Here is a 26,656-nt window from a genome sequence, read left to right as displayed (position 1 = left end):
TTGTCAATAAGGACTGATGAGTTGCGTAAAATCAAATCTGGGTCAGAATGAACCACATTCTGGCTCAGATTTTTTGTTATCTTACTTTGATTAATTGATTGATCAAAAAGACTCTAATTCTCATGTTCTCGAATGATTTAAATCCGTAGGATACTCGTTTCATTGTCTTTATGTGGGTATTCTTCGCTTCTATTTTTCCATTGGAATAAGGATAGATCATTGCGTTGGTGATGCCTTCTTCATAGGTCAGAAGGTTTTGAAGCTTCTCCCGAAAGCTGTCATCTAACGTTTCGGGAAGTTCTGTCAATAAGGAGAAAAATAAGTCAGGGTTTTTGTCTCGAAAGGCTTCAACTAATTCATGAAAAAAGGGATACGCCTCCTTCAGGGGCGTAGAAAACTCAAGCAATCGATTAATCATCATTGCTTCAGTAAGAAATGGGTATTTTGGTGCTCGGAAACTTTTCCATGTTTTGTATTCATAATGGTTGATGTTTGCACGATTTTTTAGCAAAAAGCGCCAGTTCTTTTTCAGTTTTTCTGCCTGGCTTTTCTGTCCGGCTTTACGAAGTTCATTCATTTCACGGATACGCAACTCATTGAACGCTTGATTCATGTGTTTGACAATATGAAACCGATCAATCACTACTTTCGCATTTGGCAGAACACGTTTGGTGAGCTGGAAGTAGGCGGCGTTCATGTCTGTCACCAAGAATTCTACTTCTTCTGGATTGGTACAACCTAAGAAATAGCTTGTTAATCGAGGTAATTTACGCGTAGGCAAAACATCTATTAATTTTCCTGTTTCGCCATCTGCGCAAATAAAGCTCATTTTATCTTCTATGGAAGCATGCGAACGAAATTCATCAACCATCAATACTCTGGGGAGAATCTTCTTAGATTGCTTTGGCAAATAGCTTTTAAACTCTTTCAATGTACGAATAACGGTGGTCAAAGATACCTGACAGCTTTTCGCAATAAAAGATAAAGATACTTTTTCAGTCAGTAAAGAAGCAATTTTATATCTAACATGATTTGCGATTGAATGTCTGGGGTGGACAAAATAACTTTGAGCAGTCCAATGGGTTCGGCAGTTTTTACAGGTATAGCGCTGTTTTTTTAGGCGCATAACCAAAGGCATATGATTGTATTGTTCAAAACGGACAATCGTTTCCTTCTTCCCATTTTTCACTATAATTGCTTTCCCGTTTCCATCTACCACAGTAGAACCACAACTTCTACAAGCACGAGGAGCAGGCGAGAGAACAGCATCGACGACCAACGTCTTTTTCTTCTGAAGGGTCTCGTAAGAGACCTCTGTAATCATCAAATCTTTCTCTATTATTCTCAGCATTTTTTTGATAGAATCATTCATATAGCATATCGTCCTCTCAGTTGTTTATTTTGTGGTGATTTAATCATACTAGAGAACGATATGTTTTTTAATACCTAAAATGAAAATGGGACTGAAGAATCAATTCTGATTCATCAGTCCCATAAATTATAGAGCCGTTTTTTTCTACTGAAAATGTTTGAGCGCAGGCCATGACAGCTGCTTACGGCTCGATTTTACTATACAAATCGAGGGCTCTTTTTCTGGCTTCGTTGTGATCAACTATAGGCAACGGATAGTTGGTGCCTAAAACTACCTTTAGGTCGGCTTGTTCTTCGTCAGTCATCAAGTAAGGTTCGTGGATGAATTTTAGCGGCAACTGGGCGAGTTCGGGAACAAATTGTTTGATATACGTCCCCTCTTTGTCGAATTTTTTCCCCTGAGTGATGGGGTTGAAAATTCGAAAGTAAGGAACCGCATCGGTGCCAGTCGAAGCTGCCCACTGCCAGCCGCCGATATTGCTGGCAGCGTCGTAGTCGATCAATTGTCGAGCAAAATAGGCTTCTCCTTGCCGCCAGTCGATCAATAAATCTTTGGTTAGAAAGGAAGCGACGATCATCCGTAGACGGTTATGCATCCAACCGGTTTGATTCAGCTGCCGCATCGCGGCATCAATGATCGGATAGCCGGTTTGTCCTGCTTGCCATTTGTTAAACGCCTCTTCATCCTTTTGCCAATCCATGTTTCGATATTTCTCAATGAGTTCATAGTTTTTTTGCTCCGGATGAGTGAAGTAGATCATATGATAAAAATCTCGCCAAGCCAGTTCTTTTAAAAAGGTCGCTTTGCCAGTGCTGGGTGGCATTCCTTGGCAAGCGGCCCAAACCTTCCGAATAGAGAGTTGTCCAAAAGACAAGAAAGGGGACAGGCGGCTGGTTCCTTTGATCGAAGGGAGATCACGGTCTTTTTCATAGGCGGCCAAACGCTTTTGCACAAAGGCCTGCAATTGTTTATGCGCATAGTCTTCCCCAACGATCGTTGAAAAATCGGTCTTTCTATTTTTTAGCAGCTCAGCAAGCAACGCTGTCCCCGCTTTAAAGTGAGATGCATCATCAAAATCAACGGCTTTTTCAAAATCAAGGGCCTGCTTTTGATACACCGGTTTGGGCAGCTGGATCCATTTCTTATAATAGGGCGTAAATTTTTTGTAATACGTCCCGTCCTCTTTGGTGACTTCCGTTGGTTGGTGCAGATGATGTTCTTCAAAGAAATGGACAGTGACGCCTTTTTTCTCGACCAATTCTTTTATATAGAGGTCGCGTTTACGACCAAATCCACGGTTATCAAAGTTGAAGTACAGTTGGCTCCATTCTGGATAGTGAGCGAACAACTGATCAAAGGCTTCTGTCAAAGTCCCCGTCAAGAGGTGGATCGTCAGATTTTGCTTTTTGGCAGCCTCGATAAAGTGAGCAACGGCGCTAAAAAAGTAATCATGGCTTGGTGCATCGGGGAGAAACTGCTTTTCATTGAGATGAAACACACACAACAATTGGTCGTTTGCTTGAAGAGACAAAAGCGCCTCAGTAAGCGCCGTATTGTCCTCTAAGCGCAGATCCTTTCTAAACCACATCACATGAATTGCCATAACAACCTCCTTGATAGTATAACCGTGCTAAAAAAACGATCGAATTTCGTTTATAGTAATGGAAAGATGGGATTTATTCAAATTTGGCGATTGCGTAAAGAAAATTGCTGTTGCAACAAGTCGAGGGATGCTTACAGGGTTTGTTTTAATTGGTGCACCGATTTGAATAGGCGCTTGTCATTTACTGTTTCGTTTCTGCAAATCGTCTCTTCTTAATAAATAATAGGTAAAAAATGAGTAGTAGGGGATGAAATGAGTTACATTTGCGTAACGAGAACGTATATAATCATAGTATATAGTGAGGCTTTTTACTTTAGCGTTTATTAATAAGCGCATATTTGGATGGAGTGAAGGATGATCAAAAACAAATTACAGCAATATAAAATTTTAACGATTTTACTGATACTTGTGACGGTTGGATTAATTCTCTTTTTAAATCAGATGATTTATGCTTGGCAGGCCATTGAAATTTTGGCGATTCTTCTTTGTGGCTACTTAGTGGTTTTTGATCAAAGGGATGGAACTTCGAAGATTGCTTGGATCTTAGCTTTATTGTTTTTACCGATTGTAGGAGTCATGTTGTATTATTTAATTGGTCGTGAACCTCGGTTGAGGAAATTGCCCGAACAGCAGATACAAAATGAACGGGAAGTGCAGCGAACGGTATCGGCTATTTTGCAAGAACATTCAGAGGTCATTCATGGGAAACATGATCTCTCCACTGAGATTTTTCATCTTTCGGGCAAGTATCCCACAACTAATAATCATCTGACCCTATTAAACGAAGGCGCTGAGGCGTTCGCTTCTTTGTTAGAAGATATCAAAAAAGCCAAGCATCATGTGCATGTGTTTTTTTATATCGTTAAAGGGGATGAAACAGGGGAGGAGCTGACAAATGTTTTGGTCGAAAAGGCCAAACAAGGGGTGGAAGTTCGGTTTATGTATGATAGCGTGGGATCGATCACCTTTCCTAATCAATTGTTATTATTGATGCGAAAGAATGGGGTAGAGGTGCGCACGTATGATTTGTTGAACTCGCCTTGGCTAAGTAATAAAGCGAACTGGCGCAATCACCGTAAAATGGTCGTTATTGATGGGGAGATTGCACATACAGGAGGCATGAATATTGGAAATGAATATAGTGGGCGAGGCAGTAAGTTTTCTTATTGGCGAGACACAAACATCCGGATAGAAGGACCTGCTGTTCTAGAAGTACAAGAGTGCTTTATTTATGATTGGCTCTTTCTTGATGAGATGGAAGAAACGGTCACTCATTTTTTGACACAGACAGCTACGTATTTTCCGTTGAAGACCGACGTTCAAAGTGGTTCAGAAATCGTTCAGGTAATCTACGGCGGACCCTATGATAGCGAGCGAATCATTAAGGATTCCTTTAATGACCTCATTGGAAAGGCGACGGATTCGATTAAGATCGCAATGCCTTACTTTATTCCTGATGAAGAAAGTTTAGGTGCGCTTAGAAGAGCAGCCCGGTGCGGGATCAACGTGCAATTGATCGTGCCGGGAAAAGGGGATCGAGGAATTTCTTTTCATGGCACGAATTCGTTTATTGATGACCTATTATCTGCCGGCGTCGAAGTCTACACCTATGATGAGACTGCTTTTATTCACTGTAAATATATGATTGTCGATGAGTTTGCTGCAACGATCGGGTCAACAAATTTTGATATTCGTAGTTTTTACCTTAACCATGAGTTATCTATGTTCATCTATGGGCCGTCGAAAATAATCACAGAGTTAAATCAGCAATTTATGGAAGACTTAGCTCATGCAAAATTAGTAGAAAAAGAAGAATGGCAAACCAGAAGCCTTTTGACGAATACAAAAGAAAAAATCAGTGGCTTGTTTGTTCCGATTCTTTGAAGGAAGATAGTGAACAGAGAAAAAAACTCGATTCCATCATCTGGAATCGAGTTTTTTTGGGTCATTTTCTACTAGCAGCTCGAAAATAATTGATCCCGGTTCCCGCAAATACTACGAAACTAGCCAATAGGAACAAAAATCCTACGGGGATTAGATAGAAATTTTCATGTAAAATGCCGGATTGATCGATGTATTCCACGGAGCTTGCTTTGATGAAGAAGCAGGCAAAGCCGAATAGTAGTAAAAATGTTCCGATCAAGGTCGTGATCAAATTGAGTTTGGCGCGTCGGGTCTCGCTGCCGTCTTTGATTAGTTTTTCAGTGATCTTGTTCACTTGAGTTCCTCCTAAAATCAATTCATCAAGCGAGAGTTGAAAAATCGTGGCGATGGCAATCAACATTTCTAAATCTGGTAGATTGCGATTGTTTTCCCAGTTCGAAACGGCTTGTCTCGTCACGTGTAATTGAGTGGCAAATTGTTCTTGGGTCAAGTTATTTCTTGTGCGTACTTCTTTGATTTTTTCGCCAAATTCCATCTTTTTTTCCTTTCGCTGATGTGACTTAAGCATAGTCGAAACCCACGCTGATTCCAAGAAAGCAGGGCTTGCTGCTTGATAAATCAAGGGAAAGTGGTGCTTGCGTCGCTTTTTTGTCCGCTCTTGGTTAGGGCGGGAGCCAATCATCTTTAATAACCGAAGCAATCAGCTGCTAAATAAACGATTTTATATGTGTTATTTTTACAGTGTATCTTTTCTTTTATTATAGCATTGTGATCGATGGGAGGGAAATGTGTGATACTGGTCTTTCGCTGCTTGATCGGTAGCTGTCTGACAGCTGTCGAGAGTATCGAGTGGGGAGCAACGCAACAGCAAGTTTCTTTTCTTAAAGAAAATCACTTAGTTGACAAATAGGGAAACATCTTGTTTAATATACCCCGAGGGGTATAAGAGAGGAGCAAGAAATGTTTTCATTATTTAAACGCATACCAAGTATGTCAACAGCAGATTTACAAAAAGAAGGAGCCAAAGAATGGACGGTTCTGGATGTTCGCACGCCGGCGGAGTACCGTAGCGGACACATTGCCTACGCCAAAAATGTACCGTTAAACAAGATTGCGGGCTTCACTCAAAAAGGTGACAAGAAACTGGCAGTCATTTGCCAATCAGGGATGCGAAGCAAACAAGCAGCCAAAATCCTAAATAAAAAGGGGTTTGATGTGGTCAATGTTCGCGGTGGCATGAATCAATGGCGGGGAACAACCAAAGGAGGAAAGTAACGATGGAAAAAATAGTTATTGTCGGTGGGGTAGCAGGAGGAATGTCTGCAGCAACGCGCTTACGTCGGCTTAAAGAAGTAGCGGAGATCATTATTTTTGAAAAAGGTCCTTTTGTCTCTTTTGCGAATTGTGGACTGCCGTATGCCATTTCTGGTGAGATCGAAGAGCGAGATGCCTTATTGGTCCAAACACCTGAGGCATTAAAAAAACGGTTTAACCTAGATGTGCGGCCTCTTCATGAAGTGCTGGCGATCGATCCGGAGGAGAAAACGGTCACGGTCAAACATGGCGAACAGGTCTTCACGGAATCTTATGATGCGTTGATTTTATCACCGGGGGCAAAACCGCTAGTACCAGCGATCAAAGGGCTAGAAGAAGCAACCAACGCCTTTTCTTTGCGCAATGTTCCTGACTTAGACCAAATCATGACACATCTTGAAGACAAAAAGCCTCAAAAAGCGACGATCATTGGCGCTGGGTTTATTGGGTTAGAAGTCGCTGAAAATTTACATAAAAAAGGCCTACAAGTAACGATCGTGGAAAAAGCACCCCACGTATTGCCACCTTTGGATGAAGAAATGGCGGCGTATGTCAAAAATGAATTGATCAAGCAAGGGGTCAATGTTTTGACCTCGCAGTCAGCGACCGCTTTTGAAAAAGCAGGGCAAGAAATCGTTCTGGAGGATGGAACGGTTCTGGCTTCAGACATCACGATTCTTTCGGTGGGTGTCCAACCAGAAACGGATTTGGCGAAACGTGCTGGTATCCAATTAGGACACCGGGGGGGTATCCTGGTAGATGAGCAATACCAAACCAGCAAGAAAGATATTTACGCGGTGGGAGATGCCATCGTTGTGAAACAACAAATCACTAACGAAGACACGCTGATCTCCTTGGCGTCACCAGCCAATCGCCAAGGTCGGCAAGTGGCTGATGTATTGGGAGGACTGACTCGCAAAAACAAAGGCAGTATTGGGACGGCGATCGTGCGCGTATTCGATCTTGCCGCAGCGTCCACTGGGTTGAGTGAGCGTAGTGCCAAACTGGCGGGGCTAAATCCTCAGGTGGTTCATCTTTCAGGCAAAGACCATGCTGGGTATTATCCTGATGCGACGGATATTTATTTGAAGCTGATTTTTGATGCTGACACTGGAAACATCTATGGTGCGCAAGGCATCGGTGCCAAAGGGGTCGATAAACGGATCGATATTTTGGCAACAGCGATCAAAGGCGGCTTAACGATCTTTGACTTGCCTGAACTGGAATCCACCTACGCGCCGCCTTTTGGCTCAGCGAAAGATCCAGTGAATATGATTGGCTATGCAGCGATCAATCTGGCAGAAGGAATCAGTGAGAATATCCAATGGCACGAATTGACGGAGGCCTTAGAAAACGGTAAGCAGTTGTTGGATGTTCGTTCAGAGATGGAATTAGCCAATAATGGGCGTTTTCAAGAGGCGCTCCACATTCCGTTAGATGAATTGAGAGATCGGTTGTCTGAATTGGATCCAAGTGTTTCGTATGTTGTTACGTGTCATAGCGGATTGAGAAGCTACATTGCCGAACGCATCTTAAAACAAGCGGGCATCAATTGTCAAAACCTCGATGGTGCCTTTTCGTTGTATAATACTATTAAGCCGGAGATGATTATTCATGATTAAAGCAATATCTATGGAGGAATTTACCCAAAAAGAAAAACGTGAGGCGCTTGAAATCCTTGATGTCAGAGAAGTTGATGAGTTTGCACAAGGACACATCAAAACAGCACAAAACCTACCGTTGAGCGAGCTTACGGAACAAATCAGCAACTTAGAGAAGGATAAAAATTACTATGTCATCTGTCATTCAGGGGCTCGTTCGCAAATGGCGTCTGAGTTTTTGAACCAGCAAGGGTTTCAAGTGACCAATGTCCTCGGCGGCATGTCAGCATGGAGAGGAGAAATCAAACGATGACCGCATGCAACAAAGATATTTTGAATCGGTTAAAGCGAACCGAAGGCCAGTTGCGGGGGATTCAAAAAATGATCGAAGACGAGAAAGAATGCGCCGATGTCATCACGCAATTGTCCGCCGTCAGTTCCAGCGTCAACCGTATTATGGGGATCATTGTCGCTGAGAATTTGAAAAATTGTTTGGAAAATCCAGACAGCGACACGGAAACCCAAAAGCAGAAAATCGATCAAGCCGTTCAGCTGATCGTGAAGAAATAGCGGGATTTTTGACAGGTTTGTCGCGTTTTTTATCATCCCATAGAAAAGGTTCAGAAGAGCAGTATGTTCTTCTGAACCTTTTTATTCTTCATCAGTGATTGCTTGTCGACACCAATAGAGGAAACAAGCGGAGATTGTCGGTATGTTTTGTTTTTTAATTATGAAGGAATATACACCGAGAAGGCTGTATGGTTAAATGGAGGGAGAAACGTCAAAACGCCCGATGGGTCGTTGAGTATTTATAGCGACCAACGATCGCTTTTCTTGTGACTAAAATCACAATAAGCGAGTGGGTGTTGCGCAGTTATGACGAAGGAGAGAGGAGAGCTTCTTGAACAAAAAAATACAGTCTTTTACATTGCCTTTGATTGCTTCCAATTTGTTTCAAATCATTATTGCACAAGTTTCCTTAGCGATTATTTCAAGAAGATCCACGGAAGCGCTGGCGGCGATCGCACTGATCGACGGGTTTCTCTATGCTTTTGCGGGTATTATAGGTGCGATTGGGCTTGCTTTTAATATTTATGGCGCAAAGGCAGTCGGGCAAAGAGAAGAGACGCAGTTAAATGATTATCTGTCGTCGGTTCTTTTTTTAGTAGTCGCGATCGGTGTGAGCTTTTTGCTGATTTTCCTGCTTTTTGGACGAGACATTTTACAGGTTGTCTACGGATTTAGCGGGGAGCTGCTAGGAACTGCGACGTTGTATCTTGCAATCATGTCCCCCTATATTTTACTTACGTTAGTCACGTTTGTTTTTACTAGCCTTTTAAAAATTGAAAAGAAAACGAACTACATCCTCGGTGTTTCGATCATTAGTGCGTTGATACAGGTGTTGCTTAGCTATTTATTGATCAACGGCAATCTCGGTTTTCCCGCCATGGGGGTCTTAGGCAGTGGCATCGCAAATATGCTTGCGACTTTGTGCTTGCTGGGGATTTATGGGGTTCTTTTAAGAGAAAGTCTAGCAAGAGGGCTAAAACAAAGACCACGAAAACGCGCCTTTTTATTGAAAAAATCGATCCCCTTAATGATTCAGGAATGCTTTGAAGGCTTAGTCTTTATTATTGCTTTTGAAGCTTTCGTCTCACGGTTGGGTGTTAGTACGCTGGCCGCCTATGCGATCGGCAGCCAAGGATTGATGATCGCACGGTTGCCTGCTTTGATGTATGGCAACGCAGTGACCGTCTTTGCGAGTGAGGCGAATGGTCAGAAAAATCGTCAGAAGATTTTAGCAGTGGGAAAAAGTGCCTTCGCTTCTTCTTTCGTGGCTTATGTTGGAATCGCCAGTCTGATCTGGGGCTTTCGTTCTGCTTTTTTCCAGTTGTTTACTACAGATGTCGCTGTTTTAGACTTGTTGCCAGCTATTTTGCCAATCATGCTGGGGATAATGCTCGTCAGTCCGTTATATGAAATCACAAAATACTTATTACAAAGTTTGGAGTGCAGTCGCATGGTTTGTCTGTTGACAGGATGCGTCAACAGTCTGGTTTTAATGGGAATCACGGGCTTTTGGAGCAGTGGGCAGCTGAACTTTTTCTTCCTCTACTGTCTATACGGCTTGAATTTCCTGATTCTCGGCAGTTTCTTTGCAGGGCTGTTTTATTGGACGATCAAGCAGCGTTATCCTCAGGGCAAAGGACGCCTTTGAGGGGGATAGAAAAAAGCGAAGGTGCTGCTGATCCTTCGCTTTTTCGTCGCCTACAATTGGACAGGTGAGATTAATTGTGGCTGACTTCTTCGTAAAAGATAGCATTGCGTTCTGCAATCAGTTGGGTTTCCCTTCGCTCTAATTCGAGAAAGGTTTCGTCTGCCAGCAATTCGGCAGCAGAGTAGCCGGCCGCCAAGAAGTTTTCTGCATAGGTCAATTTCTGATTCGTGATGTTTCTTCGTTGCTCGGCAATGACGAGCAGCTGTTTCACATTCATACACTCACTCCATTCTTTTATAAAAAGCAAGTACTAAAAGAGGACAGCTAATAATACTTGCAAGTCAACGGTGAAGGCGGGATATCAATCATGCTCGGCTATTCATAAATAAGAGAAATACGGTAGGTTCGTTTCTGATTGGTCGTTTTATACGGAAGCTTTGTACTAAGTATAAAAAAAATTCCCCCGTAGCAACAGAACCTAGTCGTTTACATAAAGCAACGATTGGTTTACATTACTCGGACAAGCGGGTGTTACAAGAAAAACAAGTAATTTTTCCTAGGAGAACGGCGGGATTTGACGACAAAAAAACCTGCGATCGCCTCAGGCGGATAGCAGGTTTCACGGGCTAGTAGAAATAGCTTAAACGGTTTGTTTTGCTGGGCGCAGCAAGACTTCGCTGATCGCCACATGTTTGGGCTGTTGAATGGCATAAACCACTGCATTTGCTACATCTTCTGGCGTTAGGCTGTTGCCTTCTACGCGAGAGGTTTCTTTCAAGGCTGCTTCTAGTTGAGCATTACCGACGGTTTCAAACAATTCCGTGGAGACCATTCCCGGAGAGACGATGGTGGAGCGAATGCCATGTTCACGTTCTTCTTGGCGCAAGCCTTCCATGATTGCACGAACCGCAAACTTTGTCCCGTTGTACACGGCAGATCCCGGGTAAATGACATGTCCAGCAACTGAGTCAGTGGCGATGATCAAGCCATCTTGTTGTTTTTGCATGATGGGCAGCACAGCGCCGATCCCGTTCAATACCCCCATGATATTGATATCCAGCATTTTTTGCCAGCTGTCATAGTTCAACTCTGCCAAGTTTCCTTGAGGCATGATGCCAGCATTATTGAAAAGGACATCAATCCGACCAAAGGAGGTCATGGCTAAATCAATGACTTGTTGGACTTGTTCGCGATTCGTGACATCGGCTGTTTGATACAAAACATTTTCTCCTAGTTTTTCAGCCAGGGCTTTAATGCGCTCTTCGCGGCGGGCGGCGATTACTACTTTTGCCCCTTGTTCGGCTAGCTTAACGGCGGTTGCTTCCCCAATTCCTGAAGAGGCTCCCATAATTACGATAACTTTTTCTTTGATTTCTGTCATTTGTCTTTCCTCCAGTGAATGATTTTTTCATCGAATCCTGCTGCTGCCAAACCCAAACCTGCGAGATGACGGGTGATTGACAGTACAGTGCTTGCGGTGTATTTTTATTGTAGAACCTGAAGTTAGGTTTAGGTCAAGCGATAAACAAAATTTTTTTTAGGAGCGATGCAAGTGAGTTACTCGATTGGTGAAGTATCAAAAACGACTAACATTCCTATCTCGACACTACGTTACTACGATCGAGAAGGAATGTTTCCCAATATGGCCCGTAGCAATGGCGGCATTCGGGTGTTTTCAGAAAAAGAAGTGGCGACGATCAGAGTGATCGATTGTTTGAAGAATACCGGCATGCCCATCAAAGACATCAAGAATTTCTTGGATTGGGGCGAAGAAGGCGATGCGTCTTTGCAGAAACGGCAGCAGCTGTTTCATGAACGTTTGGAAGAAGTCACCAAGCAAATGGCAGCCTTGCAAGAAACGATGAATACGATCAAATACAAATGCTGGTACTACGATACAGCGATGGCAGCAGGTACCGAAGCGGTAGTAAAAGAGCTACCGCTAGAAGAAATACCAGAAGAAGTCCGAGCATACAAACTGTAAGTCCATCGAAAAACCACCTGCTGTTTTTGCAGGTGATTTTTCGATTCTACTGGTTTTGCTGGGAAAATCAACCTTGCCAGTTGCCGTTTTCTAACGGCAGTTCGGAAGTCCCATTAAAATTGGGTTTCGTTCGTCGGCAGTGTTACTCAATAACGCCTACAGGAATCAAATAGCGGGGTTCATTTTCCGATGGCAGCTGCAGCAGCTCTGTAAGTTCATGATCCGTGAAGGCGCCGATCGGCACAGCGCCTAATCCTAACGCTTGGGCTTGCAAAAGGACGTTTTGGGCGGAATGTCCGACTTCGATATAGGCATAACGTTCGATTCCTCGGTCCCCATAGCGCTCGATCAGTCGTTCATAAACCACTGTATAAAGCAATGTAGCAGGTGCTCGTTGGATCGCTTGCTGATCCAACGAACCTTCCGCCAATGCGGTCCGGAAATCACCAGCAAGGATTTTTTCTAAGGCATGTTGCTCAGGTTGATACAGATAAAGCCCTGGCTCAAGCCCCGTTACCTGTGTGACCACGACATAGAGGTCTAAGGGATACAAGGCACCAGCCGAAGGCGCTGTCCGGCGACCATCTTCTGTAGTGACACCGGCAGCGGCCCATAAAAGCTGTGCCAGCTGTTCTTGTGTTAGCTCGGTGTCTTGAAAATCCCGTTGCGAGCGCCGATTGAAGAGAGCTTCCGCCACACTGGTTTCCCCATCTAAGATCGGTTGCGGCAATGGAAAAGTTTCATAGGAAACCGCTGGTTCAAAAGGAGTGACCGTGTCAGTAGTCGGTTGTTCTTCAATTGGTGCCGTATCCGCACTGCAGCCAGTGAGAAGTAAGCCCAACACCAAAAAAGCGCCTAAATGAACAAAGCGAAATCGTTTGTAACGGGTCATGAGGGTTCCTCCTTTTCCTAAGGACTTCGTGTTATTTATAAGTATAACAAGGATTGCTTTTCCATGCGCTTTTATTCACAAGTTGATAATTAGGGAGGTAAGCAGTCTCTCAGTCGTATCATAGGCTGATTGTGCTTTTTAATATTTTCTAAAGACCTAGATAATGAGTAGTATCGTATGAACTTGCTATGAATATTTTTTATGAAATCCAAACCGACTGCAATCAAACGTAAGAGAAAAAAAGGCCATACAAAAACCCTCCAGCAACGAATTGCTGGAGGGCTTCATTTAATTCGCAGCTGCCAATGACGCTTGGTTTTGCTTGGCATGGTAGGCTTCTACGTCTAAGATTGCTTGTTTGAACATTTCTCGCGTGATCTCATAAGGCACGTGGACGATGTCATTGGTGGTCATTGCTTTGTCTAAGATTGCCTCAAGGTCGCTGGTGGCGTTAAGACCCATATCAGCTAAGCAAACCGGCAGTTTGTTTTCCTTCATAAAGGCGTAGATGCGCTGGAAGAGGGCTTCTTGCTGATCTAGCTGCAACAAGGCCAAAACGCCGTAACTAACGGAAGCACCATGCAAATAGTCTTCCATTTTTTCCAAAACGGTCGTTCCGTAGTAAAAGGAATGGGCAAGGGCGGAGTTGTAATCATTGATGACTAAGACGGAAACTAAGCCGGTAGTCACGATGATATCCAAGACGACTTGCTCAATGGCATAAGATGGCTGATTGGCGGCACTGTCTTTCAAGGCTTGTGTGCCGTATTGCAATAAGCGTTCCGTGCACATTTTGCCGATTTGGATGCCTAACCCATCGGTGTAGTCTAACTCATCGCCCCGCGCTGAAAACGTCGATTCGATCTCTTTGGAGAGGGCATCGCCGATTCCTGCCCATAAGTACTTATCGGGGGCCTGGGCGATGATCTCACTGTCGATAAAGGCATGGGTCGGTGGTTGCGAAGGGAAAAACAGCCCTTGCATCTCGCCGTTTTCTTTATAGATGACACAGACCGCGGTGACTGGTGAGCAGTTGGAGCCGATCGTTGGAAAGGTGAAGACTGGTTTGCCTGCTTTTTCTCCAACCACTTTGACGGTATCGCAAACGCGGCCGCCGCCAACGGCGAATAGAACATCGGCGGCTTGGACGCTTGGATTGGCTAACAGCTGATCGACGTTTTCATAGGTCGAGTTGCCGCCGTACCACAAGGTATCCGTCACTTTGACTTCTGACGTTAAACCGGCTTTGATCTTGTCTTCGGCTTTTTCAAGGGCGGTTTTTCCGCCGATGATCACGGCATTGGTGCCGTATGGTTTTACGATGTCATTTACTTTTTCGTAGGCGTCCGCCCCGATTGTGTAGTTTGGCAAAAAGATACTTTGACTCATACTGTTTTCCTTCTTTCTTGGCCACGAGATTGGCTAAAATTGGTCCGGTAATTTGATGGATCACCATGCCGACTGCGGCAGGGGTAACGGCTGCAGCAATGGCGGCAAAGTGGGCATTGGCTAACGAGATCGCTAGGCCGGTATTTTTCATTCCTAATTGAAACATGATGGATTTGGCTTGGGTGGCACTGACGCCCATCACACGGCTCAGACCATAGCCTGCGCCGTAGCCGATCAAGTTATGGAGCAAGACTAAGAAAATCACGATCAAGCCAGATTGGACGATGACGGCACCGTTGCGAGCGACAGTTCCGGCAACGATCAATAAGATACTAACGGAAGAAATCAACACAAATGATTGCAGAAATCGCTCGATGTGCTTGGCAATGAGTTTGTGGACGATCACCCCTAAAATGATCGGCAAAAGCACCATCTGCAAGACAGACAAGAGCATTTCCCAGAAGGAGATCTCGGTGTACTGACCAGCCAAGACGTAAACTAAAAAGGGGGTAACGACGGTCGCTAACAAGGTCGATACCGTGGTCATGGAAACGGTGAGGGCGACATCGCCTTTACCGATAAAGGTCATGACATTGCTGGCGGTTCCACCAGAAACGCAGCCTAGTAAGACAAAACCGATGATCAAACCGGAAGAAAGACCAAACAGCTGCGCTAAGCCGTAAGCCACCAATGGGCTGATGGTGAACTGGAAAAGCACCCCTAAGATGAATGCTTTAGGCTGTAAGACGACCATTTTAAACGCAGCAACGTTTAAAGTCATCCCCATACAAAACATGATGATGCTCAAAAGAATCGTTGTACGAGGCGGAATCCATAAGAAGGGTTGCGGGAAAAAATAAGAGACGATCATCAATAAAATCATGATATAGATCAAATACTTGTTTACAAAAGCAGCGATCGTGTTGACGGTTTTCATAAGAAAAATCATCCTTCCTTTTTCTGCTTGACCAATCAAGTGTTCAAACAGAAGGGGTCTTTAGAATAAGTGCAGTGCATAACCGCGGGGAATCGGCAGCAGTTGTTCAACGAGCGTTTTCGGATCTATCTGACATCAATGTGTCAGTTTGTAAAAGGTCGCTTCCTTGAAAATGGGTATAAAAAAACACTCCATCTCAAGAAGCTGATCTTCTTTTTGGATGCAATGTGAATAGGGACTCTTTGAATGTATAAAATCAAACAGTCCCGGCTATAATAATAAAATAATTCGTTTGCTAACATTGGTGCGGGTCATATACGCCACCGTCCTTTTCTTTATTTGGAATTTTCTAAATATTTAAATTATTTCTACCTAGTCTACAAAAGAGTCAAGGCTTTGTCAATCGTTTGAGAAAATTTTTTTCATTTTTTTGGGTGTTTTTTTAAAAACATGGGTTTCTATGGGGAAAAATAGCAAGAATTGGTTTGTGCTGTGCCTTTTTCTCCTTCGTTTAGAAACAGAATAGTTGTTGGATCTAGGTTTTTGTCCTACGATGATACTAGCAAGAGTTGGAAAAAGAATCGAGAGGAGTATAGAAAATGAAAATTTTTGTCGTTGGTGCTACCGGACGGGTGGGCCAAAAATTGATCGCCTTTCTAGAAAAACAAGGACACATCGTTTATGCTGGTGCGCGCAGCAGTGAGAAAATCACAGAAACGGAGAATATCAAGCCCGTGTTCTTTGATTTACACACGGAACCGGAAGAGATGGCGGCCAAATTCGCAGATGCGGAAGCGGTATACTTCGTGGCGGGTTCCCGAGGCAAAGACTTGCTGCAATCTGATCTGTATGGTGCGGTCAAAGTGATGCAAGCCGCTGAATCAAAAGGAATCAAGCGCTACATCCACCTTAGCTCAGCCTATGCCTTAGAACCTGAACAGTGGCAAAGGGAAGGCATGGCGTCATTGATGGATTACACGATCGCCAAATTTTTCTCTGATCGCTGGCTGATCGACAATACCGCACTAGACTATACGATTTTGCAGCCGGGTGCGTTGAAAGAAACACCAGGATCTAGTTTGATCGAGATCAGTGAAACGACCTCTGGTGCGATCCCCATCGAGGATGTCGCCGTCTTGTTAGGTGAAATGCTGGAACGTCCAGCAACTTATCAAAAAGTCATCAAAGTCCAAGCAGGAGAAACACCGATCAGCGAGGCACTGGATCAGCTTTAAGGCGTGCCTTTGGGCTTGAAGAGAATGTACTGAAGGAACTGCACGGCAGCGAATCGTTGTCGTGCGGCTTTTTTTCGTAAAACTTTGAGATGCCCCTTCATTGCTATGAAAGCGATGACTCTTGACTTTGGAAAAATAGTTTGTTACGCTTATTGCTAACTTTAGAGGGGGTGGTAAACGAATGTCAAGCGACTCGAGTGACGGTGAGCAGAAACACTATTTTGACTTACCTTACTTTTTAATTGAATAGGAGACCAACAACAGCGCGTTATTTAGGAGCAGTTTCTAAATAAGGGGCTTATTTGTGTTATCCATCAATGAAAAAGAAAAGGAAGAAGAATAAATGAATAAAAAAGAGTTTCAATTATCAGTGTCAGAAACAATCGAACAGTATAAGGTGCCCTCAATCGAACAAGGATTAGATGAGGCGCAAGTAACCGAGCGGTTAGAAACCTACGGATTGAATCAATTAGCGGTCAAAAAAACCGCCAAGTGGCGTTTGCTGCTGCGGCAATTCCATAACACGATCATCTACATTTTGATTTTCTCCGCCATCTTAACGCTGCTGATGGGGCATTTCTCTGATGCCGTGATCATTGGCATCGTCGTACTGGTCAATGCGTTGATCGGTTATTACCAAGAAGCCAATGCTTCCGATGCGTTAGAACGGATCAAAGAGATGCTATCAGCAGAAGCCACGGTCTATCGGAATGGGATTCGGCAAGATATTCCAGCTGCCGAAGTCGTTCCGGGGGATGTCGTATTCTTAGAAGCCGGCGACAATGTGCCTGCGGATCTGCGGATCATCGAAGCGGACAACTTGCGTATCCAAGAATCCGCCTTGACTGGTGAAGCCGATTCGGTGGAAAAAATAACAGATGCCTTAGTGGATGAAGCAACCCCATTAGCAGAACAACGGAATTTGGCGTTTGCTTCGACTTCCGTGACGTCAGGAAGCGGGAAAGGAATCGTGATCGCTACCGGCGCCACGACTGAGATCGGGAAAATCTCCACAGAAGTCAATCAAACAGAAGAACGAAAAACGCCGTTGATGAAAGAGATCGATGGACTGGGGAAAGGCATCACCTATGTGATCATGGGCGTGGCGGTCTTGCTGTTTATCGTCAGTTTGTTCCAGCAAACCTACGCGATCTCTGTCTTGTCCTTAGCCGTCGTCACCATGATCGTCGGCTCGATCCCAGAAGGATTGCCAGCAACGACCTCGGTGGTTTTGGCGATGGGTGTCAGCGACATGGCAAAAAACAAGCACACCATCATCAAAACACTGCCGGCGGTTGAAACGCTAGGCTCAGTGGATGTGATCGCTACGGATAAGACCGGTACCCTGACTAAAAATGAAATGACAGTTAAAGACATCGTATTGGCTGAGCAGGAATACGAAGTGACGGGTGACGGCTATGCGCCGGTGGGCGTGATTCGTCCAAAGCAGGAGGACGTCTACACGCAAGACATCTTGCAGTTGTTTTTGGAAGCTGGCTACGAAGCCAACGATACGGTATTGGTGCCAGAAGGAAATCACTGGACGATCAATGGGGAACCAACAGACGGCTCCTTTTTGACGCTGTATCATAAGCAATTTGCCTATCCGCAAGCACCCGCTTACCAAGAACTGGATATGCTGCCCTTTGATTCGGACAACCGCTACATGGCGAAACTAGTGGCAAACCCTGCGGGGGAACGCTTGCTATTTGTTAAAGGCTCCCCAGATAAATTGTTTGAAATGGTGCAAAAACAAGCGGCACCTTTTAATGAAGCCTATTGGACAGGTCATGTTCGCCGCTTGTCGGCAGAAGGCAAACGAGTGGTAGCGGTGGGCTATCAGAAAGTTTCGATTGATCACATTGATGAAACGATTTTTGAGCAAGGGCTACAATTACTAGGGATCGCCGGGATCATCGATCCGCCGCGAGAAGAAGTGATTGCCTCCCTGAAGGAAATGAACCAAGCCGGTGTTCAAGTGAAAATGATTACTGGGGATCACCCTCTGACCGCCAAAGCGATTGGGGAAAAGCTTGGCTTAGCGGATGAGATTCACGTCGTGACAGGTGCCGAGTTGGATCAGATGAGTGAAGCTGAATTTCAAGATGCTGCCTTGACGAATCAAGTCTTTGCACGAACCACGCCGAAAAATAAATTGGACATTATCAAAGCGCTACAAGCCAAAGGCAAAGTCACGGCGATGACAGGGGACGGCGTTAACGATGCCCCGGCGTTGAAGCGGGCGGATATCGGTGTAGCGATGGGGATCAGCGGCACGGATGTAGCCAAAGATTCTGCTGATATGATCTTGACCGATGACAATTTCGGTACCATGTCCTTAGCGATTCGCGAAGGACGCAGGATCTATGACAACATCAAAAAGAGCATTCTGTTTCTGTTGCCGACATCTTTTGCCGAAGGGCTGATCATTGCCTTTACGATCATGATGCAAAAAGAATTGCCGCTGCAGGCGACACAACTGCTGTGGATCAACATGGTTTCTGCTATTACGATCCAGTTTGCGTTTATCTTTGAACCAGCAGAGTCTGGGATCATGAGCCGCAAGCCGCGAAAGACAGGCAATAAATTGTTGAATCGTCACGATATTTGGCAGATGGCGTATGTGTCGATCTTGATGGCAGTCATCAGTTTGATCGCTCATGACTGGCTCTTGCTGCAAGGCGTCAGCGAAGCCGTTGCCAGTACCATGATGGTCAATATCGTGGTCTTGAGTAAGATTTTCTATTTGTTCAACATCCGTACCAGTGCACCAGCGTTTTCTAAAGCTTCCTTCACCAATCCAAAAGCGTTCTTGATCATTGGTGTGATGCTGGTTCTGCAACTGTTATTGACCTATGTTCCATTTATGCAAAGCGCCTTTCATACGGAGGACATGTCCTTGATCGGCTGGGTCATCTCAGCAGCTTCTGGGATGGTCGTCTTACTCGTGACGGAGTTCGATAAATGGCTTCGTTCGAGAAAAAATATTTAACCTAGGTTTTCTCGTATTTTTTTACAGGTAAAATCGCCTTGCTGCAGCTTAGGAAAATGGCGGAACGACAAGGGATTTCTGCTGTCGCTGCTTTGGGATTGCCAAAAGAAAAAGCCAAGAGGAATTCCTATTGGCTTGTAATCAGGCCTATTGACAAACAAAAATGGTCGGGCTAAAATGCACATGAATTGAATAGTATTCTTCGGGGCAGGGTGTAATTCCCGACCGACGGTGACAAGTACAATGCTTGAAGTCCGTGACCCGCATAGCTATGCGGTGGAGCCAGTGTGAATCTGGCACCGACAGTGAAAGTCTGGATGGGAGAAGAAAAACCACAAAATTTCAAGGGCGCAGTGCGTCTAAAACTGATTTTTTGCCGGTCTTGTTTGTCTATGCCTCGTGAGATTCTCACGAGGCATTTTTTTATTGAAAGGAGGAAGGAAGATGCATAACGAATACATGCGTTTAGCGATCGCAGAAGCCCAAAAAGGGCGTTACCAAACCTTTACCAATCCGCTAGTGGGCGCCGTGATCGTCAAAGAGCAGCGGGTCATTGCCAAAGGGGCTCACTTAGTCTATGGACAGCCCCATGCGGAACGAAACGCCATCGAACAATGCCATTCCTCCGAAGACCTAATCAATTCGACTTTATACGTGACGTTAGAACCTTGCAACCATCAAGGAAAACAGCCGCCTTGCACCCAGCTGATCATCGACAGCGGCATCAAAAAAGTAGTCGTCGGCCAGTTAGACCCTAACCCGATCGTGGCTGGACAAGGCAAGCGCTTTTTAGAAAATCAGGGCATCGACGTGTTGGTGGGTATCGAAGAAACAGAAGTGCGCCGTTTGAATCCACACTATAATTTTTACCATCAGCATCAGCGACCTTACGTGGCATTGAAGCAAGCGATCACTTTAGATGGTCGGATCGCTCATGATGCGTTAACCCGCAGTGCGATCACTGGTTCAGGGGTTTGGCAAAACGTTCATCAAGAACGTGGGGACTACCAAGGGATCTTAGTGGGCAGTCAGACGGTGTTGACGGATGATCCCACCTTATTGACCACGATTGAAACCAGCTTTCCGCCGATTCGCATCGTGGTAGACCGTCGGGGACGAACGCTGTCGCAACCCGAACTGGCACTGTTTGCCGACGATTCGGCACCTGTGTGGATTTTTACGCAGCAGGCAGCTGTCAATGATTTGCCAGCGCATGTCTCAGTGATCCAACTGGAAGAATTGACGATCGCTGCATTGTTGAAGGAGCTTGCCACACGACAGGTCCAATCGCTTTACGTGGAGGGAGGCGCTGCGATCCATGATGCCTTTTTAGCCAGCGGACTGTGGCAAGAAAGCATTACCTATGTGGCGCCAAAGTTTCTTGGGGGCAATAGTCTCGCAAGTTTTGCCAGTGAGCGTACCCCGAATCAGCTGCAACGGCTAACAGAGGTGACGGTTACGGCAGTTGGAGAAGATGTTTGCATCCGAGGAAGGAGACAAGAGGAATGTTCACAGGATTGATTCAGGAAAAAGGCCGCATCAAAGAGATCCGCAAGCAAAGCCGCACGATCCAGCTAACCTGCAGTGCGTCGGAAGGCTTACTGGCGGATTACCAGATCGGAGACAGCATGGCGATCAACGGGACGTGTTTGACGGCGATCGCCAAACAAGCGATGACGTTTACGGTGGATATCATGCCGGAAACCTTTCAACGAACGACCTTTAAACAACTCTCGGTGGGTGCCGAAGTCAATTTGGAGCGAGCGATGGCAGCGACGCAGCGTTTTGAAGGCCACTTTGTCGCAGGCCACATTGATGTAACGACCCGTTTGATCCAGAAAAAGCAGTTGGAAAATGCCTTGATCTTGACGTTTGCTTATCCTGTCAGTGTGCAAGGGGAAATCATTCCGCAAGGGTCGATTGCGATCAATGGCGTCAGTTTGACGGTTACCCAGACGACGGCACAGGCATTTTCCGTTAGCTTGATCCCCCATTCCAAAGACCAGACGACGCTGGGGCAGTTGAAACAAGGGGAGTGGGTCAATATCGAGACGGATATGATCGGGAAATATGTCAAATACCAACGAAAATGAAAGAAGGCAGACGATGCATAAAGTAGAACAAGCAGTGGAATGGTTAAAAAAGGGCGGCTTAGTGATTGTCGCCGATGATGAAAATCGGGAATCAGAAGGAGATTTGATTGGGATCGCTGAATACGCAACGCCAGAATCTGTCAATTTTATGGCGACTTATGGCCGCGGCTTGATCTGTGCACCCATCTCACAAGCGATCGCTGAAAAGCTGGCATTGCCTGAGATGACCGCCAATAATACGGATGCCTTTGGCACCGCGTTTACCATCAGTGTCGATCACGTGACGACGAGTACAGGAATTTCTGCGAAAGACCGGGCAGTGACGATTGAAAAGTTGGCTGATCCTGCGTCACAGGCTGCGGATTTTTATCGCCCTGGCCATATCTTCCCATTGACCGCTCAACCTGGCGGCGTGTTGGAACGCAGAGGACATACAGAAGCGGCTGTGGATTTAGCAAAGCTTGCTGGCAGCGTGGAAGCAGCCTACATTTGTGAGATTTTAAATGAAGATGGCACAATGGCTCGGGTCCCAGAATTGAAAAAATTAGCAGAAAAATGGCAGCTGCCGTTTTTGACCATTGATGAGTTGGCGGAATATCTACGAGGAACTGCACCTATCACGGTGGATCTGCCAACGGCTTATGGGGCGTTCCAATTGACCTTATTTGAAGATGAATTCGGCAATGAACACCTTTTACTAGCCAAAGGCGAGATTCAACATACTACTGAGCCGCTTTTACTACGGATCCATTCAGAGTGTTTAACTGGCGACGTCTTCGGCTCTCATCGCTGTGATTGTGGCGAACAGCTGCAAGAAGCTATGCGGCAGATCGAAGCAAAAGGCCGCGGTGCGATTTTGTATCTACGCCAAGAAGGCCGCGGTATTGGCTTGCGGAACAAGCTCCGTGCCTATCAGCTGCAGGAACAAGGCATGGATACTTATGAAGCAAACATTGCATTAGGGTTTGCAGCAGATGCTCGTCATTACACGTTTGCCGCCGATGTTTTACGTTCCTTAGAAGTGCAGGAGATTCAACTGATGACCAACAACCCTGACAAAGTGAAGGAATTAGAAAGCTTAGGGATCAAGGTAGCAGCACGGGTACCGCTGGAGATGCCTGTGCATAAAGAAAACAGCAGCTATTTGAAAACGAAGAAAGAAAAGTTTCACCATTACCTATCTATTTAATCAACCAAAGGAGAATGAGCGATGACAGTATTTGAAGGAACGTTTCAGGGAGAGGCAGTCAAAGTAGGGATCGTGGTTTCACGATTCAACGAGTTTATCACTTCCAAGTTAGTGGAAGGCGCCAAAGACAATTTGGTGCGTCATGGAGTCAAAGCAGAAAACATCGATGTGTATTGGGTACCAGGTGCTTATGAGATTCCGTATATTACCAAAAAAATCGTTGACCACAAACAATACGATGGGATCGTGACATTAGGTGCCTTGATTCGCGGAGCAACGACCCACTATGAATTGATCTCAAATGAAGTGGCGAAAGGCGTAGCCCAAATTGGTCTGAATGCCGACATTCCGATCATGTTTGGTGTATTGACGACTGAAACGATTGAACAAGCCGTTGAACGAGCGGGAACCAAAGCCGGCAATAAAGGCAGTGAAGCCGCTCAAGGTCTTTTGGAGATGATTTCGTTGAATCAGCAAATCCTTGGCAACGCATAGGTTTCACGTTCGAACAAAGGGAAGCTAGCAAGAAAAAGCCTGCCTAAGCATAGGCTTCAGACTGGAGACAGACTTCGTACAAAATGAAGTCTGTCTTTTTTCATCATTAAAAAAACTGGATTATTTTGCCGAAGAATTTGCTTCTTCGCGGGTACCGTGTTTTCGATAGGTCAATGGAAAGGAAAATGCCCAATCAATCACGAACATTAGAATAACTCTTATTTAAGGAAGTTTTCAGAAAATTATTTACATTTCACAAAAGGTTCCTTATAATGACTCTATTCATTGAGAGTGATTCTCATTTGCAAATAGATGTCAAAGTAGCACATGGCTTTGGCGCTTTTCATGAGAAGAACTTTTATAAGCGAAAAAACGCACAGATGCTTCTTTTATGATGGCGGCGAGGCAACACTCAGGTTGTTTTTGCTGTGAAATCAGAGGAGTTCGTGCTGAATAAAGGAGAATCACATGTCGGTAGGGTTGATTAAATCAAATCGTTGGATGGTGTCGACAATCATTTGCTGTGTTTTAGTTGTCGCCATTCTCTTATCTGCAGGAGTTGCTTTGGCAAACGGCCAAGCCAATATCACCCTTGGCGAAGTTTACCAAATTCTCTTCTATAAAATCAGCCACGGGTTGGTTGGTGATCTTTCAGGCATTTCAGACGCAAACATCAATATCGTCTGGTTTGTTCGGGCACCGCGGGTCTTGCTTTCTATTTTTGTGGGGATGGGGTTAGCGATCAGCGGGGCAGTGATGCAGGCAGTGGTCCAAAATCCGCTGGCAGATCCATATATCCTAGGGATCTCTTCCGGCGCATCCTTAGGGGCGACCTTTGCCATCTTAGTCGGTTTTGGCGGCTCGGCGCTAGTCTTGCAGCTGGGCTTATCGTTTGGCGCCTTTGCAGGAGCGGGGATTGCGACTATTTTGGTGCTGCTGCTTGCCAGTATCGGTGGGAAAATGACTTCCACAAAACTTGTGCTGTCGGGGACGATCGTCAGTGCCTTATGCAGCTCTGTTTCAAACTTGATCATCTATCTGGCTAGCAATGCAGAAGGGATGAAGACTGTAGCGTTTTGGTCGATGGGCAGCCTAGCCTCGGCTTCTTGGAATAAATTGGGCTTTATCGTGGTTCTGGTTTCTTTGATCACGCTGTTCTTCCTGACGCAATACCGTGTTTTGAATACGCTTTTGCTGGGGGATGAAGTTGCTTCCACTTTAGGGGTCAAGCTGACCTTCTATCGGCGTTTTTACATGCTGCTAGCAGCGCTATTAACTAGTATCATCGTTGCGAATTCTGGGATGATCGGCTTTGTCGGCTTGATCATTCCTCATATCGTACGTGGAGTCAGCGGCTCGGATCATCGCCTGTTGATGCCTTTGACCGCTTTGACAGGCGCGTTGTTTTTGATTTGGGCGGATGTGATCGCCCGCTCGACCCTGCAAGGAGTCGAACTGCCGATCGGGATCATTACAGCGCTGATTGGCGCACCGATCTTTATCTATATCATTGTCAAACGACAATACAACTTTGGGGGGTGACGAGATGAAATTGGCAGTTGAAAAGCTCAATCTGACGATCGGGGATCAGCAGATTCTAAAAGACATCTCCGTCCAAACCGCACAAGGGCAATTTGTCGGTTTGATTGGGTCTAATGGCAGTGGTAAGTCCACGTTGTTAAAAGCCATCTACAAAACGTTGAAACCAGACAGCGGCGAAATTTATCTGGGTGAGATGAATATTTTGAAAAGTTCCGAAAAAAAAGTCGCCCAGCAAGTCAGCGTCGTCAGTCAATTCAATGAGTTGAGCTTTGATTTAACAGTAGAACAGATGGTGCTTTTAGGCCGCACGCCCCACAAGGGGTTGTTGGAACAAGACACCAAAGCCGACCATGAGCTGGTCACCGAAGCCTTAGCCAAAACAGGGTTAAGTGCCTACAGAAAACGCAGCTACCTCTCATTATCAGGAGGCGAAAAACAGCGGGTCGTCCTTGCTCGTGCCATCACCCAAGAACCGAAATTTATGATTCTCGATGAGCCGACCAATCATTTGGATATCCGTTACCAGCTGGAAATCTTAGAGACCGTCAAGCATCTGAAGATTGGCTTGTTGGCGGCGCTGCATAATTTGGAACAAGCAGCCAACTATTGCGACATTATCTATGCCTTAAAAGATGGTCGGGTCGTAGGGTATGGCGAACCAGAAACGCTGCTGACAGAAGAACTGATCGAAGAAATCTATGGCGTGAAATGCAGTATTTACCATCATCCGATCACAAGCGGATTAGGGTTTCATTATTATTTTGAAAAGGAGCAAACAGATGAATAAATGGGGAAAAATGATTGGGGTAGGATTGGCAGTCTTTACATTAAGCGCTTGCGGCAATACGAAGGATGAAGGAACTTCGGCTTCTTCCTCACAGGCAGAAAGTACGTATCCCTTAACCATCAGCAACTACACCAAAGCAGAAGGCGGCACGCAATGGACCGCCAAGGATCAAACCTTTAATGAGGCACCAAAAAAAGTCGTTGCCAACACACGACCAGCAGCGGAATTGCTGCTGCATCTCGGCCTCAAGGATCAGATTGCGGGTGTCGGTGCAACCTTTGGTGCCGCTGATGAGGAAGTTGCTGCTGATTACGCAGAACTCAACGACCTGGGCAGCGACTATATCAGTAAAGAAACAGCCTTAAGTGTGGATCCAGATTTGATTTTTGGCCGCGGGGGACTTTTCGATAACCAAGATTGGGGCGTCGGCACCGTTGATTCCTTGAACGAGATGGGCATTCCGACTTATGTCCAAGAAACCTCTGTCACTGGGGCGACGTTTGATTCTGTTTATCAAGACATTGAAAACCTTGGTAAGCTCTTCAATGTCCCTGAGGCAGCCGCTGCTTTTGAAAAAGAATTAAAGGATCGTCAGAGTGCCTTGGAAGAAAAAGTAGCAGACAAAGAAGAGCAAACCTTTGCCCATCTCTTTATGTCTGACCCTAGTGTTGTCAGTGTCTATGCCGCTCAAGATGAGTCTTTTTTCAATAGCAACTTTGATATGATCAAACTGAACAATGTGTTTCAAGACTATTCAGGGGAAGTCAGTGTCGAAACTTTGATCGAAACGGATCCCGATGTCTTGATCGTCGGCGACTGGGCAACGATCGAAGGCAGTGTTTCCGGTCAAGAAATCATTGAAGGCTTATACAAAAACGACAAACTCTCTAGCATGAAAGCCATCAAAAACAAACAAGTCTACAGCATGGACTACAATTATCTCTTTGGCTACGGCTACCAAGCCTTGACTGGTTTGGAAGAACTGGTAGAGCAAATGGCACAATAAACACCTCCTATTCCCATAAAAAGGAGAACCAACTTTTTATATAATAGAAGAAAATCAACGTTTCACTGGCCGATTGACCACAGAAACGTTGGTTTTTTGTATTTGGGAAAAGCAACCTTTGCC

24 protein-coding genes and 1 riboswitch are annotated in these 26,656 nt (G+C 45.2%); of the genes, 16 read left to right on the top strand and 8 right to left on the bottom strand.

From position 1 onward, the window contains the following. Positions 1-76: 76 nt before the first annotated feature. Positions 77-1,372 carry an ISL3 family transposase gene (locus tag IGK63_RS14985; protein ID WP_429972529.1) on the bottom strand — a complete coding sequence of 432 codons (1,296 nt, stop codon included), beginning with the start codon at positions 1,370-1,372 and terminating at the stop codon, positions 77-79. A gap of 181 nt (positions 1,373-1,553) precedes the next feature. Then, positions 1,554-2,975 carry a cryptochrome/photolyase family protein gene (locus tag IGK63_RS14980; protein ID WP_429972528.1) on the bottom strand — a complete coding sequence of 474 codons (1,422 nt, stop codon included), beginning with the start codon at positions 2,973-2,975 and terminating at the stop codon, positions 1,554-1,556. Positions 2,976-3,329: 354 nt separating this feature from the next. Here IGK63_RS14980 and cls point away from each other — a divergent pair, with 354 nt between their 5' ends. Continuing rightward, positions 3,330-4,859: a cardiolipin synthase gene (gene cls, locus IGK63_RS14975; protein ID WP_429972527.1), complete on the top strand. Its 1,530-nt coding sequence runs from the start codon at positions 3,330-3,332 to the stop codon at positions 4,857-4,859. A gap of 61 nt (positions 4,860-4,920) precedes the next feature. On the opposite strand, the gene IGK63_RS14970 is transcribed toward cls, so the two are convergent. Next, a complete protein-coding gene (locus tag IGK63_RS14970; RefSeq protein WP_051154613.1) occupies positions 4,921-5,394 on the bottom strand; it encodes a DUF3955 domain-containing protein in 474 nt (157 codons plus the stop codon). Positions 5,395-5,819: 425 nt separating this feature from the next. Here IGK63_RS14970 and IGK63_RS14965 point away from each other — a divergent pair, with 425 nt between their 5' ends. The 5 genes from IGK63_RS14965 to IGK63_RS14945 all read left to right on the top strand — a co-directional run bounded on the left by IGK63_RS14965 (position 5,820) and on the right by IGK63_RS14945 (position 9,992). Further along, positions 5,820-6,134, top strand: a complete 315-nt coding sequence (locus IGK63_RS14965) for a rhodanese-like domain-containing protein (RefSeq protein ID WP_008380263.1) — start codon at positions 5,820-5,822, stop codon at positions 6,132-6,134. A 2-nt stretch (positions 6,135-6,136) separates the two neighbouring features. Beyond that, on the top strand, positions 6,137-7,795 hold the full coding sequence (locus IGK63_RS14960) for an FAD-dependent oxidoreductase (RefSeq protein WP_016612024.1): 1,659 nt from the start codon (positions 6,137-6,139) through the stop codon (positions 7,793-7,795). Continuing rightward, on the top strand, positions 7,788-8,087 hold the full coding sequence (locus tag IGK63_RS14955; RefSeq protein WP_016612023.1) for a rhodanese-like domain-containing protein: 300 nt from the start codon (positions 7,788-7,790) through the stop codon (positions 8,085-8,087). The genes IGK63_RS14960 and IGK63_RS14955 overlap by 8 nt, the downstream gene beginning before the upstream one ends. Further along, the gene (locus IGK63_RS14950; protein ID WP_016612022.1) at positions 8,084-8,344 is read left to right on the top strand and encodes a metal-sensitive transcriptional regulator; all 261 of its coding nucleotides are present in this window, start codon (positions 8,084-8,086) and stop codon (positions 8,342-8,344) included. The genes IGK63_RS14955 and IGK63_RS14950 overlap by 4 nt, the downstream gene beginning before the upstream one ends. A 331-nt stretch (positions 8,345-8,675) precedes the next feature. Then, positions 8,676-9,992, top strand: a complete 1,317-nt coding sequence (locus IGK63_RS14945; protein ID WP_005233233.1) for an MATE family efflux transporter — start codon at positions 8,676-8,678, stop codon at positions 9,990-9,992. Positions 9,993-10,062: 70 nt separating this feature from the next. Here the strand turns inward: IGK63_RS14945 and IGK63_RS14940 are convergent, their stop codons facing one another. Both IGK63_RS14940 and IGK63_RS14935 read right to left on the bottom strand, forming a co-directional pair. Beyond that, positions 10,063-10,269, bottom strand: coding sequence for a hypothetical protein (locus IGK63_RS14940; protein WP_008380254.1), 207 nt, complete (start codon positions 10,267-10,269; stop codon positions 10,063-10,065). A gap of 363 nt (positions 10,270-10,632) precedes the next feature. Then, positions 10,633-11,373 carry an SDR family oxidoreductase gene (locus IGK63_RS14935; RefSeq protein WP_008380252.1) on the bottom strand — a complete coding sequence of 247 codons (741 nt, stop codon included), beginning with the start codon at positions 11,371-11,373 and terminating at the stop codon, positions 10,633-10,635. Positions 11,374-11,538: 165 nt separating this feature from the next. Here IGK63_RS14935 and IGK63_RS14930 point away from each other — a divergent pair, with 165 nt between their 5' ends. Further along, the gene (locus IGK63_RS14930; protein WP_005233239.1) at positions 11,539-11,976 is read left to right on the top strand and encodes a MerR family transcriptional regulator; all 438 of its coding nucleotides are present in this window, start codon (positions 11,539-11,541) and stop codon (positions 11,974-11,976) included. Positions 11,977-12,118: 142 nt separating this feature from the next. On the opposite strand, the gene IGK63_RS14925 is transcribed toward IGK63_RS14930, so the two are convergent. From IGK63_RS14925 to IGK63_RS14915, 3 genes are all read right to left on the bottom strand, one after another. After that, positions 12,119-12,868 carry a SagB/ThcOx family dehydrogenase gene (locus IGK63_RS14925; RefSeq protein WP_016612021.1) on the bottom strand — a complete coding sequence of 250 codons (750 nt, stop codon included), beginning with the start codon at positions 12,866-12,868 and terminating at the stop codon, positions 12,119-12,121. A 288-nt stretch (positions 12,869-13,156) separates the two neighbouring features. Continuing rightward, on the bottom strand, positions 13,157-14,257 hold the full coding sequence (locus IGK63_RS14920; protein ID WP_275626504.1) for an iron-containing alcohol dehydrogenase family protein: 1,101 nt from the start codon (positions 14,255-14,257) through the stop codon (positions 13,157-13,159). Continuing rightward, positions 14,193-15,194: a bile acid:sodium symporter family protein gene (locus IGK63_RS14915; protein ID WP_008380241.1), complete on the bottom strand. Its 1,002-nt coding sequence runs from the start codon at positions 15,192-15,194 to the stop codon at positions 14,193-14,195. Before IGK63_RS14915 ends, IGK63_RS14920 begins: the two co-directional genes overlap by 65 nt. Before the next feature lie 599 nt (positions 15,195-15,793). Between IGK63_RS14915 and IGK63_RS14910 the strand changes: the two genes are divergently transcribed. The 9 genes from IGK63_RS14910 (at position 15,794) to IGK63_RS14870 (ending at position 26,533) form a co-directional block, all read left to right on the top strand. Beyond that, positions 15,794-16,429 carry an NAD(P)H-binding protein gene (locus IGK63_RS14910; protein ID WP_008380239.1) on the top strand — a complete coding sequence of 212 codons (636 nt, stop codon included), beginning with the start codon at positions 15,794-15,796 and terminating at the stop codon, positions 16,427-16,429. A gap of 343 nt (positions 16,430-16,772) precedes the next feature. Next, a complete protein-coding gene (locus tag IGK63_RS14905; protein WP_016612015.1) occupies positions 16,773-19,421 on the top strand; it encodes an HAD-IC family P-type ATPase in 2,649 nt (882 codons plus the stop codon). A gap of 194 nt (positions 19,422-19,615) precedes the next feature. Continuing rightward, positions 19,616-19,754, top strand: a riboswitch (FMN riboswitch). Between the two features lie 111 nt (positions 19,755-19,865). Continuing rightward, positions 19,866-20,942, top strand: a complete 1,077-nt coding sequence (gene ribD / locus IGK63_RS14900; RefSeq protein WP_275626505.1) for a bifunctional diaminohydroxyphosphoribosylaminopyrimidine deaminase/5-amino-6-(5-phosphoribosylamino)uracil reductase RibD — start codon at positions 19,866-19,868, stop codon at positions 20,940-20,942. Further along, a complete protein-coding gene (locus IGK63_RS14895) occupies positions 20,927-21,514 on the top strand; it encodes a riboflavin synthase (RefSeq protein WP_005233260.1) in 588 nt (195 codons plus the stop codon). Before ribD ends, IGK63_RS14895 begins: the two co-directional genes overlap by 16 nt. Next, on the top strand, positions 21,492-22,703 hold the full coding sequence (locus tag IGK63_RS14890) for a bifunctional 3,4-dihydroxy-2-butanone-4-phosphate synthase/GTP cyclohydrolase II (protein ID WP_016612011.1): 1,212 nt from the start codon (positions 21,492-21,494) through the stop codon (positions 22,701-22,703). The genes IGK63_RS14895 and IGK63_RS14890 overlap by 23 nt, the downstream gene beginning before the upstream one ends. Before the next feature lie 21 nt (positions 22,704-22,724). Then, a complete protein-coding gene (gene ribH, locus IGK63_RS14885; RefSeq protein ID WP_005233264.1) occupies positions 22,725-23,198 on the top strand; it encodes a 6,7-dimethyl-8-ribityllumazine synthase in 474 nt (157 codons plus the stop codon). Between the two features lie 468 nt (positions 23,199-23,666). Beyond that, entirely contained in the window at positions 23,667-24,740 is a 1,074-nt protein-coding gene (locus tag IGK63_RS14880; protein ID WP_005233272.1) for a FecCD family ABC transporter permease, read from the top strand. A 4-nt stretch (positions 24,741-24,744) separates the two neighbouring features. Continuing rightward, a complete protein-coding gene (locus IGK63_RS14875; protein ID WP_008380226.1) occupies positions 24,745-25,527 on the top strand; it encodes an ABC transporter ATP-binding protein in 783 nt (260 codons plus the stop codon). Next, the gene (locus IGK63_RS14870; RefSeq protein ID WP_016612009.1) at positions 25,520-26,533 is read left to right on the top strand and encodes an ABC transporter substrate-binding protein; all 1,014 of its coding nucleotides are present in this window, start codon (positions 25,520-25,522) and stop codon (positions 26,531-26,533) included. Before IGK63_RS14875 ends, IGK63_RS14870 begins: the two co-directional genes overlap by 8 nt. Positions 26,534-26,656: the final 123 nt, after the last annotated feature.

The sequence above is a fragment of the Enterococcus sp. AZ040 genome, assembly GCF_050499185.1.
GTDB classification, from domain to species: domain Bacteria; phylum Bacillota; class Bacilli; order Lactobacillales; family Enterococcaceae; genus Enterococcus_D; species Enterococcus_D entomosocium.
Note: the sequence above shows the minus strand (reverse complement) of the source record. Positions and strands in the feature narration are given on the sequence as shown.